This window comes from Rhizobium sp. K102 (assembly GCF_022385315.1).
In the GTDB taxonomy this organism is placed as follows: domain Bacteria; phylum Pseudomonadota; class Alphaproteobacteria; order Rhizobiales; family Rhizobiaceae; genus Rhizobium; species Rhizobium croatiense.
The window spans coordinates 3,082,702-3,096,312 of the sequence record NZ_CP092436.1 but is presented as its reverse complement, the minus strand read 5'-3'; the positions used below and the strand labels follow the sequence as shown (position 1 = coordinate 3,096,312).

The following is a 13,611-nucleotide window of genomic DNA, read 5'->3' as shown; positions in this document are numbered from 1 at the left end:
ACCAGACCCTTGGCTAGTAAACGAAAGGATCCACCTCGGCCGCCTGCGTGCCAGGCTCTTTCGGATAGATCACGCCCTTGCGCAGGATGATGTTGGCATAGAGCCTGGGCTCGCTGGTCTGGATCAGCGCATGGGCGGCCCGCACCCGGCCGTAGAAATCCTGGCCGACGAGCGGCACCACCTGCCGGTGCGGTTCGTGGCGGGCGCAGCAGTCGATCATCTCCTCATGCACCGGGTCCAGCTTGTCGCGCTCGGCCTTGACGGTCGAGCGGAAGATCGCCTCGGGCACGAAATCGTCGATCGGCAGCACGCTGAGCACGGCGTTGAGCACCGGAATGAGGCGGTGGCCGTCGAGCCGGATCAGCCGGCGGGCATGTTCGACACCGGGATAATTGCCGTCGACGATGGCGATCTCGTCGCCGTGGCCCATCGCCCGAAGCGCGAAAAGCAACTCCGGGCTCAACAGCGGATCAAGTCCCTTCAGCATGGTCTACCTCCTTGAAGAGTACGTTCTGGTCGGTGAGGTAACGCGCAAAGATCGGCAGGCTGGCGCCGCCGATGGCGCGGGCCTGCGCGCCGACCGCGCCCTCGATGATCTCCGGCATGACGACGCCCTGCAGGTCGAGCTTGGCGGCTTCGTCGATCGTCGCCTGCACGACGCGGCTGCGCACCCAATGGGGAAAGCCGCCGTCGATGACGGCAGCGCTGAAATCGACGATCGAGGCAGCCGCGACGATCGCCTGGGCCAGCGCCTTGGCGCTATCCTGGATCCAGATCTCCATCGGCTCGCCGAAATCCACCCAGTCGTCGGCGGAATACCAGAGCGGCTCGGGATCGATGCTGCGTTCGCGCAGCATGTTTTCCAATACGAAGATCGAGGCGATTTCGAGCAGCTGCTTGGTTTCGCCGTTCCTGTCGCGCACGGGCAGTGGCCCGATGGCGCCCGCCGTGCCGGTACGGCCGGAAAAGATCGCCGAATTCAGGACGATGCCGCCGCCGATGAAGGAGCCGATGAAGAAATAGACGAAATCGGGATAGGAGGGGCCGACGCCGAAGACGAGCTCGGCGCCGCAGGCGCTGGTCGCATCGTTCTGCAGGAAGACGGGGTGGGAAACGCGCGCCGCGATATCGGCCTGCAGGTCGACATCCCGCCAGACCTCCATGGCGCCCGGCGGCGCGCCCACCTCTTCTGCCCAGTTCCACAGCTCGAACGGGGCGGCGATGCCGAGGCCGGCAATGCGGCCGCGCTGCTTGTCGTCGAGCCGGCTTTCGATCTCCTCGATGCCTGTCGTGACGAAGGCGAGGATTTCGTGCGGCAGCGGATAGGCATAGGTCTGGTGCAGCTGCATGCGGATGCGGCCGACGAAATCCATCAGCACCAGATCGGCGCTGCGCCGGCCTATCTTCAGGCCGAAGGAATAGACGGCGTCGGGGTTGAGACGCATCGGGATCGACGGCTGGCCGACCCGGCCGCGCACCGGCGCCCCGCGCGACAGCAGCCCTTCTTTTTCCAGCACCCGCATGATGACGGAGACGGTCTGCGCCGACAGCCCGCTGCGGCGCGCGATATCGGCCTTCGACAGCGCGCCGTAGAGGCGCACCAGCGACAGCACGAGCCGTTCGTTATAGGCGCGCACCCTGACCTGGTTCGCGCCCCCGGCCGGATTGAGAATGGGCGGCGGGACCGGTGTGTGTTCCGGTCCATCCAAAGACGACATGGCCGCTCCTCCCGAGCGTTGGCCTCTTGCATGTTCCCCGGATCGGAAGCGATCCAGGAGGTTTACGCAGCAGCTGAAAGCGGTACGGCGGCCTTCTCTGCGTTTGAAAAGGCGCGGTACCGTACATCTTAATGCGATTGAGCATGCCACATCGAATTAATAATTCAATTGGATTTATTTATTGACAAGCCGATTTCTTTCGCTCTTAATTGCCCTCGTCAAGGGCACGAGGCGGCTTCGGAAGCAGCAGCGACCGAAGCGAAGTGTCACATCTCGAAAATTCCGGCCCGCACGGGCGGCGCCGGCAAACTCTGGGAGGAGTTCATGAAGAAATCAGTTCTCGCTTTCGGCGCGCTCGCAGTCGGCGTCGCCTTTTCCGCGCCGGCCATGGCCGCCGACGTTTCCGCCTGCCTCATCACCAAGACCGACACCAATCCCTTCTTCGTCAAGATGAAGGAAGGTGCGACGGCCAAGGCCAAGGAACTCGGCGTTTCGCTGAAGTCCTATGCCGGCAAGGTCGACGGTGACAGCGAAAGCCAGGTTGCGGCGATCGAAAGCTGCATCGCCGATGGCGCCAAGGGCATTCTGCTGACCGCCTCGGACACCAAGGGCATTGTCTCTTCGGTCAAGAAGGCGCGTGATGCCGGCGTGCTGGTCATCGCGCTCGACACGCCGCTCGAGCCGGCCGATGCCGCCGACGCCACCTTCGCCACCGACAACCTGCTCGCCGGCAAGCTGATCGGCCAGTGGGCCAAGGAAACGCTCGGCGACAAGGCCAAGGACGCCAAGGTCGGCTTCCTCGACCTGACGCCGTCGCAGCCGACGGTCGACGTCCTGCGCGACCAGGGCTTCATGATGGGCTTCGGCATCGACCCGAAGAACCCGGACAAGATCGGCGACGAAGACGACAAGCGCATCGTCGGCCATGACGTGACCAACGGCAACGAGGAAGGCGGCCGCAAGGCCATGGAAAACCTTCTGCAGAAGGATCCTGGCATCAACGTCATCCACACGATCAACGAGCCGGCCGCTGTCGGCGCCTATCAGGCGCTGAAGGCTGTCGGCATGGAAAAGAACGTGCTGATCGTCTCGGTTGACGGCGGCTGCCCCGGCGTCAAGTCGGTCCAGGAAGGTGTCATCGGCGCCACCTCGCAGCAATACCCGCTGCTGATGGCGTCGCTCGGCATCGAGGCGATCAAGAAGTTCGCCGACTCCGGTGAGAAGCCGAAGCCGACGGAAGGCAAGTCCTTCTTCGACACCGGCGTCTCGCTCGTCACCGACAAGCCGGTTTCCGGCGTCAAGTCGATCGACACCAAGGAAGGCACGGACAAGTGCTGGGGCTAAGCCCGCGCTTTTGAATCGGAAAACGGCCGGGGCTTGATCCCCGGCCGTTTTGGACGGACGATGTGCCGTTACTCCACCGGCTAAGCAACGAACGGATGAACAGGAGTGACGGCCTCCGCGCGGGTTCGGCGCGCGGATGCGGAGGAGGAACCATGACCGGAGCACAGGAATTCGAACGCGTTCTCGACGGCAGCGACAAGAACGTCGCCTCCTTCGAGCACCAGAGCGTCCCGCTGATCAAGCGCGCCCAGCATTTTCTGCACTCGACGCCGGCCGCCGTGCCGCTGATCGTGCTGGTGCTGGCGATCATCATCTTCGGGGCAACGATCGGCGGACGCTTCTTCTCGTCCTACACCCTGACACTGATCCTGCAGCAGATCGCCATCGTCGGCATTCTGGGTGCCGCCCAGACGCTGGTCATCCTGACGGCCGGCATCGATCTTTCGATCGGCGTCATCATGGTGATCTCGGCCGTCATCATGGGCAATGTCGCCATCACCTATGGCATCCCGACGCCGATCGCGGTCGCAGCCGGCATGCTTGTCGGCGGTCTCTGCGGCTTGCTGAACGGCTTCCTCGTCGCCTTCATGAAGCTGCCGCCGTTCATCGTCACGCTCGGCACCTGGAATATCGTCATGGCGACGAATTTCATCTATTCCGCCAATGAGACGATCCGCGACGCCGATGTCGACGCACAGGCGCCGCTACTGCATCTTTTCGCCATGAGCTTCAGGCTCGGAACCGCTGTGCTCACCCTCGGCGTCATCGCCATGGTGTTGCTCGTCCTGCTGCTCTGGTATGTGCTTAATCACACCGCCTGGGGCCGGCATGTCTATGCGGTGGGCGACGATCCCGAGGCGGCCAAGCTCTCCGGCATCCAGACCAAGAAGGTGCTGCTCACCGTCTACACCATATCGGGCGTCATCGCCGCCTTCGCCGCCTGGGTTTCGATCGGCCGCAATGGCTCGATCTCCCCGTCTTCGGCCGTCACCGATTATAACCTCCAGGCGATCACCGCGACCGTGATCGGCGGCATCTCGCTCTTCGGCGGCCGCGGCTCCATTCTCGGCACCCTGTTCGGGGCCATGATCGTCGGCGTCGTGTCGATGGGCCTCAACATGCTCGGCGCCGATCCGCAATGGAAAGTCCTGTTGACGGGCGTGCTGATCATCGCCGCCGTCGCTATCGATCAGTGGATCAGAAAGGTTTCGGTGTGATCATGACTGTCGAACCCATTCTCACCGCCCGCGGTCTCGTCAAGCGCTATGGACGCGTGACCGCGCTCGACAATGCCGATTTCGACCTCTACCCGGGTGAAATCCTCGCCGTCATCGGCGATAACGGCGCCGGCAAGTCCTCGCTGATCAAGGCGATTTCAGGCGCCGTCACACCCGACGAGGGAGTGATCACGCTCGAAGGCCGGCAGGTGCATTTCCGCTCGCCGATGGAAGCGCGTGAGGCCGGCATCGAGACTGTCTACCAGAACCTCGCTCTGTCGCCGGCGCTCTCCATCGCCGACAACATGTTCCTCGGCCGAGAGATCCGCAAGAAAGGCCCGCTCGGCTCGCTGTTCCGCATGCTCGACCGGCCGGCGATGGAAAAGCTGGCGCGCAACAAGCTTTCCGAACTCGGGCTGATGACCATCCAGAACATCAATCAGGCGGTGGAGACACTCTCCGGCGGTCAGCGCCAGGGTGTCGCCGTCGCCCGCGCCGCCGCCTTCGGCTCGAAGGTCATCATCATGGATGAGCCGACCGCGGCTCTCGGCGTCAAGGAAAGCCGCAAGGTGCTGGAACTGATCCTCGATGTGCGCGCCCGTGGCCTGCCGATCGTGCTGATCTCGCACAACATGCCGCATGTCTTCGAAGTGGCCGACCGGATCCATATTCACCGCCTCGGCCGACGCCTGACGGTGATCAATCCGAAGGAATACACCATGTCGGACGCCGTCGCCTTCATGACCGGCGCCAAGGCGGTGCCGACGGAGCCCGTTGCTGCATGAGTGCACGCATCGACGAAATCGCCGGCGAGGTTCTTGGCCGCGCCGGCGATGCCAGACGGTTCCTGATCGGCATTGCCGGGCCGCCGGGTTCGGGCAAATCGACCATGGCCGACAATCTGGCGGCGGCGCTGAAAGCCAAGGGCGAAAGTGCTGCGGTCCTGCCGATGGACGGCTTCCACATGGACAATGCCATCCTGATCGAACGCGGCCTGCTGGCCCGCAAGGGCATTCCCGAGACCTTCGACGTCCGCGGTTTCCTCGATATCATCGCAGCCGTGAAACGGGCCGACCAGGAGGTGCTGGCGCCGGTTTTCGATCGCGCGCGCGAACTCGCCATCGCCTCGGCCTCGCCGATCGATCCCAAGGACCGGTTCATCATCGTCGAAGGCAATTATCTGCTCTTCACCCAGGGCAAATGGGCCGAACTCGACGGCATCTTCGATTTCACCATCATGCTGGCGCCGCCGATCGAGGTGCTCGAGGAGCGCCTCTGGGAACGCTGGCGCGGCTATAATCTCAGCGAAGAAGCGGCCAGCGCCAAGGTCTACGGCAACGACCTGCCAAACGGAAGGCTGATCCTCGAAAACCGCCGCCCGGCCGATGTGACGCTGGAGATCGCGCTGGCGTAATGCCGCGGCGCATGAATCGATTTCAATGCGGCCCGCTTTAGTGCTATCGAGGCCGCAGACGCATCGCTTCGGAGGCCTGCCATGCAATCGATCACCATCCGCCGTCCTGACGACTGGCACCTGCATCTGCGCGACGGCGCCATGCTGGAAGGCGTGATCGCCGATACGAGCCGCACCTTCGCCCGCGCCATCATCATGCCCAATCTGGTGCCGCCTGTTGTCACCACATCGGATGCAGCGGCCTATCGCGAGCGCATCCTCAAGGCCCTGCCGGACGGCCATCGCTTCCAGCCGCTGATGACGCTTTACCTCACCGAGCACACCAGCCCCGACGATGTCGGAGCCGGCGCCGAAAGCGGCCTCGTCACCGCCGTCAAGCTTTATCCGGCCGGCGCCACCACCAATTCGCATGGTGGCGTGCGCGACATGGAAAAGGCGATGCCGGTGCTGGAGCGCATGGCGAAGATTGGCCTGCCGCTTTGCGTCCACGGCGAGGTGACGACGCCTGACGTCGATATTTTCGATCGCGAGGCCGTCTTCATCGACACCGTGCTCGATCCGCTGCGCCGGCGCCTGCCGGAGCTGAAGGTGACGATGGAGCATGTGACGACATCGGATGGCATCGATTACATCAAGGCCGCCAAGGGCAATCTCGCCGGCTCGATTACCACCCACCATCTGATCATCAACCGCAACGCCATCCTGGTCGGCGGCATCCGGCCGCATTATTACTGCCTGCCGGTCGCAAAGCGCGAAAACCACCGCCTGGCTTTGCGCGCCGCCGCCGTCAGCGGCGACGCCCGCTTCTTCCTCGGCACGGATTCCGCGCCGCATGTCGATCCCCTGAAGGAATGCGCCTGCGGCTGCGCCGGCATCTATACCTCGATCAATACGATGAGCTGCCTCGCCCATGTCTTCGAAGAGGAGGGCGCGCTGGACAAGCTCGAAGCCTTCGCGTCGCTGAACGGCCCGGCCTGGTATCGGCTTCAGCCAAACGAGGAGCGCATCACCCTCTCAAGGCAGGCCGAGCCGGTCGTCTTTCCCGCCAGGATTGAAACGGGCGCCGGACCGGTGACCGTCTTCGACCCGATGTTTCCTCTGCATTGGCAGGTGATGCCTGAGGCGTAAGCGCTCAGATTTTCAATTTTAAATCGAAAATTCATTTTAAATTTCGGCGCGAGGTTAAACGCGTAACATTTGCATTGTGCAATGCATCATTTGTTAACGGATGTATAAGACAGTCCTCGTCGCGGACCCCATGAGCTGCCAATATTCCGGCGCGGCAACAGCTGCGGAGACTGAAGAGCATGACGCTTGACTATAACTCCCTCCTGCTGGCGCTCGGTGTTTCCGCGGCATGCCTTGCCGTGACCCTGATGGGAAGCTGGCTGGTCCGCCGGGCCGAAACCGTGCTGCTGACCGCCACCATCGGCCTCGTCCTCGTCGTCGTCGGCATCTTCGTCTACAGCGCCTATGTGAACACGCCGGAGAAATGGCTTGGCATCGCCAGCTTTGGCCTTTTCCACGCCGGTTTCGCCACCATCTGGGGCGCCGGCAAGCAGTTCCTCACCAGTCGGCTGTCGATTCCGGCCATTGCCATCCGCGCGCTGGCCGCGACGATCTTTTCCGTCGTGCCGATGCTGGCGGGTTATGACGGCCTGGCCTTCATCGCCGATAATCTTGCCATCGCCCTCCTGCTCTTTGCCACCGCACGGCAATATTGGCTCGCCCGCGCCGAGGCGCCGGCGCCGATCCTCGGCATCGCCGCACTCTATACGCTGACGGCGATCTCTTTCGTGCTCTGTGCGGGCGTGCTGATCTCCGACGGTAAGCTGGTGCTCGGCGCAGCACCCAACAATTGGGCCGAAGATCTGAGCCTCGCCGTCTGCATCGCCGGCATGACCGGGATCGGCGCCCTGTCGCTGGCGCTGCATCAATGGCGGCTTGCCGCGCGCCATCGTCTCGAGGCGATCACCGATCCGCTGACGGGCCTGCTCAACCGCCGCGCCATCTTCGACCAATACGGCACGCGCCCCATGGGTTCGACCACCGCCGTCATCGTGTTCGATATCGACCATTTCAAATCCGTCAACGACCGCTTCGGCCATGCCGCCGGCGACCGCGTGCTCACGGTCTTCGCCGAGCAACTCCAGGCCAGTTGCCACGCCGGCGACACCGCCGCCCGGCTCGGCGGCGAAGAGTTCGCGCTGGTGCTGAAAGAGATCATGCCCGGCCGGGCCGAACTGACCGCCGAGCGCATCCGCAGGGCATTCGAGGCGCGCGAGATCGATATCGACGGTCAGATGCTGAAATGCACGGTCAGCATCGGCGTCGCGCCCGGCCGCGCGCAGATGCTGGATTTCGACACCATGCTGAGTGCTGCCGACAAGGCGCTCTATGCTGCCAAGCGCGGCGGCCGCAATCGCGTCGAGCTTGCTGCTTACCTCAGAGCGGTTCCGGCCGAGGTGGCGCGCACGGCGTCTTGATTCCGGATGCATCCTCTCATAACCTCGCCTTCGGCCGGATGCGGCCAGCCGCCCCGCGACGTTTCGGCGTTATGGTGAATGCATCCCGATACCATCCTTCACGTCCCTTGCCGTTTGGCGATCGATGGCGAACGGGTCAGCAGACGCGGGCACTGATCTTCCTGTTTGCCGCCAACGGAAGGATGACATCATGCGCGATTTTCGCGATGCCAAGCTCATGGCAAAGACATTACGGCAGGCCCTTGCCGACCGCGACATTTCCCTCACCCACAGTGAAACCCTCGAAATCGTCGCCCGGCAATTCGGGCTCGAGCAATGGAATATCCTCTCGGCGAAGATCGATGCGGCGGATGCCGCCCGCTCCGCGGTCGGCATCGAGCCGCCGACGCCGATCTTCCGTATCTTCTCCGTGGAAAAGGCCATGGAGTTCTATTGCGGCTTTCTCGGCTTCCATCTCGATTGGGAGCACCGCTTCGGCGAGAATTTCCCGCTCTATTGCCAGGTCTCGCGCGACGGCATGACGCTGCACCTGAGCGAACATTCCGGCGACGCCAGCCCCGGCGCCAAGGCCTTCGTCCGCGTCGCCAATGTCCGGGCCTACCACGCCGAACTCGCCGGCAAGGATTATCGCTACTTGAAGCCCGGCGTGGAGGAAGCGCCCTGGGGGCTGGAGATGACCGTCACCGACCCCTTCAGCAACCGCATCGCTTTTTGCGAGCAGAGATAGGCGGAGCGCTGACAAGGCCAGCCTCTTTGTCATATGCGCGGTCTCCACCCTCACCAAGTCAGTTTAGGCCGTGACTGGCATTGTCTGGTTTCGCCAGCGGATGGCGTCGACACGGCGTCTGCGCTGCGAACGGGTTTCTCCTGCCCACCCCACCCTCCGTCATGCTCGGCCTTGAGCCGAGCATCCACACCGCACCCATCAGCAATCGCATGGATCCCAGGCTCAGGGCCTGGGATGACGGAGAGTGTGGTTGGCATTCTCGCCAAACGCGGCCGTCAGCGTACAGAGACACACAAACAACGGGCTCTTCATTGCCGGCGCTTGCATCCGGGTATTTTAAACCTACAGTTACAACATCGGTGCCTGGCCCGGCCTGAGGGCTGATCGCTTGAGGCCAATTGTGACGGCGATTTTTCAAATCGGAATAACTCCCAGACGGCGGCAGGCACAAAATGAAATATGTTTCGGTCTTGGTTTCAGCGCTTCTGTCGATCTTTTTCGGATGGTTATTCTATGAAAGATACTGGAGGTTTCGAGATTGCATATATCAAGCATCATCCAGTTGCCTCACACCAGACGGTGAAAACCTGACGGAAGGCGGCTCCCTATGGGGCGCTTTTGCGGGGTTGTTCCTGTTGCTCGCCATGATATCGGCCTGGCGTAATTTCCGACGCCGGAATACGGGCAGATAAGCGGACGACGGCGGACGCGAAACCGCGGCACCCTCTGATGGTCCTCGGTGCGATCCGCAGGATCGCCTCGAAGGACACGCCGCAGCGCTGCTCCTTGCATGCCTCAAACCAGCATCAGCGCCCTGACGAAGGCGACCGAGGCAAGCAGCGAGGCCACGGTCCGCACATGGTTCCACCACGTCCAGTCCCTGAGATAGGTCGTCCAGAGCTCGGCCGCTTGCGGACCGTTGCCGCTCACCTTCTCCAGCGCATTGTTCATCGGCACGTTGAAGACGATGGTCGAGACGAAAGAAGCCAGGAGATAGAGGGCGGCGCCGGTCAGCATCAGCGCCGATACCCCGCCGCGCCAGTTGATCACCGCCAGCACTGATATGACGAGGCAGAGGATCGCCGTCGGCACGAAGAGCGCCATGAAGGGCGAGCGGACGATCGTTACATTGATGGAGTTCATCGCGGCAATGCCCTGTTCCGCCGGGATCCTGGAAAAGGCGGTCATGATGAAGGTCGAGAAGGCGAAGAAGATGCCGGCGACGAGACCGCTGCCGATCGCCGCGGCCACGAGGGAGATGATGAGAATGATCTGCACGGTCAGAGGCTCCATATTCCGGTTGCCGCGGTCCGGCGGGCATATTCGCTGAAATCGGTGGCGGGGCGGTCAAGAATTTCGGCGACACCGCCCGCGGTGCCGGAGTTGCGCCCATCGAGTACCTGGCCGAAGAGCTCCTCCAGAAGATCGTTCAGGCCCTGCGGCAGGCCGGCAGCCGCAAGCCCGCCGGTGAAATCTGCCATCGACACCTGCTCATATTCGATCGGCCGCCCAGTGGCCGCGGCGATTTCGGCGACCGCCTGGCGGAATGTCAGCGCTCGCGGGCCGGTCAGTTCGTAAACCTTGTTGCGGTGGCCGGGATCGGTCAAAGCGGCGACCGCCGCATCGGCGATGTCGTCGACATCGATGAAAGGTTCCCCGATCTCGCCCGCCGGCAATTGCAGCCGGCCGCCAATGATCTGCTCGACAAAGGCGCCCTCGCTGAAATTTTGGCAGAACCACGAGGCACGCAGGATGGTGGTGTTAATGCCGGAAGCTTTCAGCGCCGCCTCGCTCCGCTGCGCGCCTTCTTCTCCGCGGCCAGAAAGCAGCACGATATGGTCGAGGCTGCATTCCACAGCGACCTTCGCAAGCGCTTCGATCGCTTCCGCCGCCCAGGCGACGGCAAGGTCCGGCTGGAAGGCGACATAGGCGCTCGATGCCCCCTCAAGCGCGCCGTGCCAGGTCGACCTGTCCTCCCAGTCGAAGGGCCGTGCGCTTGAGCGTGATGCCGCACGAATGGTGAGGCCGCGCCCTTCCAGGCGCTTGATGATGCGGCCGCCGGTCTTTCCCGATCCCCCGACGAGGACGATTTCGGAAGTCTGCATGTCGAAACTCCTCCCAAACTTTGCAAACAAGAGAAACTCTCTTATTTGCTAAATGAGATAATCTCTCTTATTTTGTTTGTCAATGTGGAAAAGGAGAGAGCATGTCGGAACAGCCGGTCGCAACGCGCAGACGCCAGCAGGAGGCTACCGGCCAGCTGCGCCGCATTCCCAGCCAGCAGCGCGGCCGCGAGCGCTTCGAAAAGATCCTCACTGTGGCCGCCGAGCTGATCGAAAGCCATGGCAGCGACGGCTTGAAGATGAGCGAGATCGTCGAAAAGGCCGGTCTCTCCTTCGGTGCCCTCTACCAGTATTTTCCGGACAAGACCTCAATCATCCGCACATTGGCTGAGCGCTTCAACGAAGAGGGCAGGCGGTGCGTTGAAGAGGAACTGGCGAAGGTGACCGACGCTGCGGCCCTGCAGGGCGCACTCGCCAATATCGTCGACGAATATTACGCCTTCTTCCGCCGCGAGCCCGTCATGCGCGACATCTGGCATGCGACCCATACCGACAAGCTGCTGCAACAGATCGATGCCGAGGATATGGAATTCCATGCCCAGGCATTTCTCGCGGTGCTTATCCGCCTATGGCCGGATCGCGACCGGAAGGAGCTTCTCGCGATCGCCCGGCTGACGATGCAGCTGCTTGCCGCCGCCGTGCGTTATGCCGTTTCGCTGGATGCGGAGGAGGGCGCTCAGGCAGTCGCTCTCTTCAAGAAGATGCAGATCGTTGATATCGGCCGCCTGCTGCAGCAATAGCCCGCCTTTCGTCTGGAAACGGCGGGCTCTTGCTGCTATTCCCGCAGGGATCCAAGCCGAAGGAGAGCCGCATGATCCAGACCACATTTCCCGACCGCGACGCGATGGCCGAATTGCTGGCCAAGATGCTCTGGGAGATCAAGGCGGTCCATTTCAATGCCGCTCAGCCCTATAAACTCTCCTCCGGTATGGCGAGCCCGGTCTATATCGATTGTCGCAAGCTGCTCTCCTACCCGCGCATCCGTTCGACGGTGATGGATTTCGCCGCCAGCACGCTGATGCGCGACGCCGGTTTCGAGCAGTTCGATTGCATCGCCGGCGGCGAGACCGCCGGCATTCCCTTCGCCGCCCTGCTCGCCGACCGCCTCGGCCTGCCGATGATCTATGTCCGCAAGCAGCCGAAGGGGCATGGCCGCAATGCCCAGATCGAAGGCAACATGCCGGAAGGTTCACGTGTGCTCGTCATCGAGGACCTGACGACGGCCGGCGGCAGCATGTTCAAGTTCATCGATGCGGTCCGCGCCGCCGGCGGCATCGTCGATCACGGCATCGCGCTGTTCTTCTACGACATCTTCGGCCAGCAGCGCTTTACCGACGGCAAGGTCCGGCTGCATCATATCGCCACCTGGCGCAATGTTCTGGCGGTCGCCAGGGCGCAGAAGCTGTTCGACGACAAGACGCTCGAAGAAGTCGAGGCCTTCCTCGATGCGCCGCTCGCCTGGTCGGGAAGGAATGGTGGCGTCAGTGAGCTTTCGCTCTAGCCTTTTGACAAAAGCTCGCTTAATCGATTGAAGAACGCGTAAGTCCTGTTGGGAGGAATCCGATGATTTTGTGTTGCGGCGAAGCCTTGATCGACATGCTGCCGAGGGACACGACCCTTGGCGAAAAGGGCTTTGCCCCCTATGCCGGCGGCGCGATCTTCAACACCGCGATCGCGCTCGGCCGCCTCGGCATACCGACGGCCTTCTTCACCGGCATTGCCGACGACATGATGGGTGAAATCCTGCTTGCGACGCTGAAGGCCGCCAATGTCGACTACAGCCCCTGCGCCATCACGCAGCGCCCGTCGACGATCGCCTTCGTCAAGCTCGTCAACGGCCAGGCGACCTATGCCTTCTACGACGAGGGTACGGCCGGCCGGATGATCACCGAGGCCGACCTGCCCGTCCTCGGCGATGATTGCGAAGCACTGCATTTCGGCGCGATCAGCCTGATCCCGAGCCCCTGCGGTGAGACCTACGAGGCGCTGCTCGACCGCGAAGCCGAACAGCGCGTCATCTCGCTCGATCCCAACATCCGCCCCGGCTTCATCAAGGACAAGCCGGCGCATATGGCCCGCATTGAGCGCATGGCCGCCAAATCCGACATCGTCAAATTCTCCGATGAGGATCTCGACTGGTTCGGCCTTTCGGGCGACCACGACGCGCTCGCCGCCCACTGGCTCGCCCACGGCGCCAAGCTCGTCGTCATCACCAAGGGCGCCGAAGGCGCCTCCGGCTATACAAGGGATCGCAAGGTGACGGTGCCGAGCGAGCGCGTCGCGGTCGTCGATACGGTCGGCGCCGGCGACACTTTCGATGCCGGTGTGCTCGCCTCGCTGAAGAGGGATGGCCTGCTGACCAAGGCGCAGGTCGCCTCGCTCGACGAACAGGCGGTGCGCAACGCCCTGACGCTCGGCGCCAAAGCCGCCGCCGTCACCGTCTCCCGCGCCGGCGCCAACCCGCCCTGGGCGCATGAGATCGGGCTTTAAGCTCAGGCTCTCGATTCCCCCTTCTCCCCGAGGGGGAGAAGGGATATGCCGCAAGGTCTCGACGCCCCATTTCTCGTGCCAACCTGCACTGT

14 protein-coding genes are annotated in these 13,611 nt (G+C 62.9%); 10 read left to right on the top strand and 4 right to left on the bottom strand.

The genetic code is table 11. The features are described from left to right. Positions 1-13: 13 nt before the first annotated feature. Both MHI61_RS21295 and MHI61_RS21290 read right to left on the bottom strand, forming a co-directional pair. Positions 14-487, bottom strand: coding sequence for an RbsD/FucU domain-containing protein (locus tag MHI61_RS21295; protein ID WP_239790411.1), 474 nt, complete (start codon positions 485-487; stop codon positions 14-16). Further along, on the bottom strand, positions 471-1,718 hold the full coding sequence (locus MHI61_RS21290) for an ROK family transcriptional regulator (protein WP_239790410.1): 1,248 nt from the start codon (positions 1,716-1,718) through the stop codon (positions 471-473). Before MHI61_RS21290 ends, MHI61_RS21295 begins: the two co-directional genes overlap by 17 nt. A 324-nt stretch (positions 1,719-2,042) precedes the next feature. Between MHI61_RS21290 and MHI61_RS21285 the strand changes: the two genes are divergently transcribed. The 7 genes from MHI61_RS21285 (at position 2,043) to MHI61_RS21255 (ending at position 8,906) form a co-directional block, all read left to right on the top strand. Next, positions 2,043-3,062 (top strand): sugar ABC transporter substrate-binding protein, encoded by a 1,020-nt coding sequence (locus MHI61_RS21285; protein ID WP_239790409.1) that lies wholly within the window; start codon positions 2,043-2,045, stop codon positions 3,060-3,062. Between the two features lie 152 nt (positions 3,063-3,214). Further along, a complete protein-coding gene (locus MHI61_RS21280; protein WP_239790408.1) occupies positions 3,215-4,279 on the top strand; it encodes an ABC transporter permease in 1,065 nt (354 codons plus the stop codon). 2 nt (positions 4,280-4,281) lie between these two features. Beyond that, positions 4,282-5,064: an ATP-binding cassette domain-containing protein gene (locus MHI61_RS21275; RefSeq protein WP_010030521.1), complete on the top strand. Its 783-nt coding sequence runs from the start codon at positions 4,282-4,284 to the stop codon at positions 5,062-5,064. Next, positions 5,061-5,693 carry a nucleoside triphosphate hydrolase gene (locus tag MHI61_RS21270; protein WP_239790407.1) on the top strand — a complete coding sequence of 211 codons (633 nt, stop codon included), beginning with the start codon at positions 5,061-5,063 and terminating at the stop codon, positions 5,691-5,693. Before MHI61_RS21275 ends, MHI61_RS21270 begins: the two co-directional genes overlap by 4 nt. A gap of 81 nt (positions 5,694-5,774) precedes the next feature. Next, positions 5,775-6,821, top strand: a complete 1,047-nt coding sequence (pyrC, locus tag MHI61_RS21265) for a dihydroorotase (RefSeq protein WP_239790406.1) — start codon at positions 5,775-5,777, stop codon at positions 6,819-6,821. Positions 6,822-7,000: 179 nt separating this feature from the next. Beyond that, positions 7,001-8,179 (top strand): GGDEF domain-containing protein, encoded by a 1,179-nt coding sequence (locus MHI61_RS21260; RefSeq protein ID WP_239790405.1) that lies wholly within the window; start codon positions 7,001-7,003, stop codon positions 8,177-8,179. A 190-nt stretch (positions 8,180-8,369) separates the two neighbouring features. Beyond that, positions 8,370-8,906 (top strand): glyoxalase superfamily protein, encoded by a 537-nt coding sequence (locus MHI61_RS21255; protein ID WP_239790404.1) that lies wholly within the window; start codon positions 8,370-8,372, stop codon positions 8,904-8,906. A 795-nt stretch (positions 8,907-9,701) separates the two neighbouring features. Here the strand turns inward: MHI61_RS21255 and MHI61_RS21250 are convergent. Further along, positions 9,702-10,199 carry an anthrone oxygenase family protein gene (locus MHI61_RS21250; protein WP_239790403.1) on the bottom strand — a complete coding sequence of 166 codons (498 nt, stop codon included), beginning with the start codon at positions 10,197-10,199 and terminating at the stop codon, positions 9,702-9,704. Beyond that, positions 10,187-11,011 carry an NmrA family NAD(P)-binding protein gene (locus tag MHI61_RS21245; RefSeq protein WP_239790402.1) on the bottom strand — a complete coding sequence of 275 codons (825 nt, stop codon included), beginning with the start codon at positions 11,009-11,011 and terminating at the stop codon, positions 10,187-10,189. The genes MHI61_RS21250 and MHI61_RS21245 overlap by 13 nt, the downstream gene beginning before the upstream one ends. Before the next feature lie 101 nt (positions 11,012-11,112). Here MHI61_RS21245 and MHI61_RS21240 point away from each other — a divergent pair, with 101 nt between their 5' ends. The 3 genes from MHI61_RS21240 (at position 11,113) to MHI61_RS21230 (ending at position 13,519) form a co-directional block, all read left to right on the top strand. Beyond that, on the top strand, positions 11,113-11,769 hold the full coding sequence (locus tag MHI61_RS21240) for a TetR/AcrR family transcriptional regulator (RefSeq protein ID WP_239790401.1): 657 nt from the start codon (positions 11,113-11,115) through the stop codon (positions 11,767-11,769). Between the two features lie 71 nt (positions 11,770-11,840). Next, entirely contained in the window at positions 11,841-12,530 is a 690-nt protein-coding gene (locus MHI61_RS21235; protein ID WP_239790400.1) for an orotate phosphoribosyltransferase, read from the top strand. Positions 12,531-12,592: 62 nt separating this feature from the next. Continuing rightward, positions 12,593-13,519, top strand: coding sequence for a carbohydrate kinase (locus MHI61_RS21230; RefSeq protein WP_239790399.1), 927 nt, complete (start codon positions 12,593-12,595; stop codon positions 13,517-13,519). Positions 13,520-13,611: the final 92 nt, after the last annotated feature.

Coding starts and splice junctions, on each gene's coding strand:
- MHI61_RS21295 (WP_239790411.1), bottom strand. CDS start 487: ATGCTGAAGGGACTTGATCCGCTGTTGAGCCCGGAGTTGCTTTTCGCG.
- MHI61_RS21290 (WP_239790410.1), bottom strand. CDS start 1,718: ATGTCGTCTTTGGATGGACCGGAACACACACCGGTCCCGCCGCCCATT.
- MHI61_RS21285 (WP_239790409.1), top strand. CDS start 2,043: ATGAAGAAATCAGTTCTCGCTTTCGGCGCGCTCGCAGTCGGCGTCGCC.
- MHI61_RS21280 (WP_239790408.1), top strand. CDS start 3,215: ATGACCGGAGCACAGGAATTCGAACGCGTTCTCGACGGCAGCGACAAG.
- MHI61_RS21275 (WP_010030521.1), top strand. CDS start 4,282: ATGACTGTCGAACCCATTCTCACCGCCCGCGGTCTCGTCAAGCGCTAT.
- MHI61_RS21270 (WP_239790407.1), top strand. CDS start 5,061: ATGAGTGCACGCATCGACGAAATCGCCGGCGAGGTTCTTGGCCGCGCC.
- pyrC (WP_239790406.1), top strand. CDS start 5,775: ATGCAATCGATCACCATCCGCCGTCCTGACGACTGGCACCTGCATCTG.
- MHI61_RS21260 (WP_239790405.1), top strand. CDS start 7,001: ATGACGCTTGACTATAACTCCCTCCTGCTGGCGCTCGGTGTTTCCGCG.
- MHI61_RS21255 (WP_239790404.1), top strand. CDS start 8,370: ATGCGCGATTTTCGCGATGCCAAGCTCATGGCAAAGACATTACGGCAG.
- MHI61_RS21250 (WP_239790403.1), bottom strand. CDS start 10,199: ATGGAGCCTCTGACCGTGCAGATCATTCTCATCATCTCCCTCGTGGCC.
- MHI61_RS21245 (WP_239790402.1), bottom strand. CDS start 11,011: ATGCAGACTTCCGAAATCGTCCTCGTCGGGGGATCGGGAAAGACCGGC.
- MHI61_RS21240 (WP_239790401.1), top strand. CDS start 11,113: ATGTCGGAACAGCCGGTCGCAACGCGCAGACGCCAGCAGGAGGCTACC.
- MHI61_RS21235 (WP_239790400.1), top strand. CDS start 11,841: ATGATCCAGACCACATTTCCCGACCGCGACGCGATGGCCGAATTGCTG.
- MHI61_RS21230 (WP_239790399.1), top strand. CDS start 12,593: ATGATTTTGTGTTGCGGCGAAGCCTTGATCGACATGCTGCCGAGGGAC.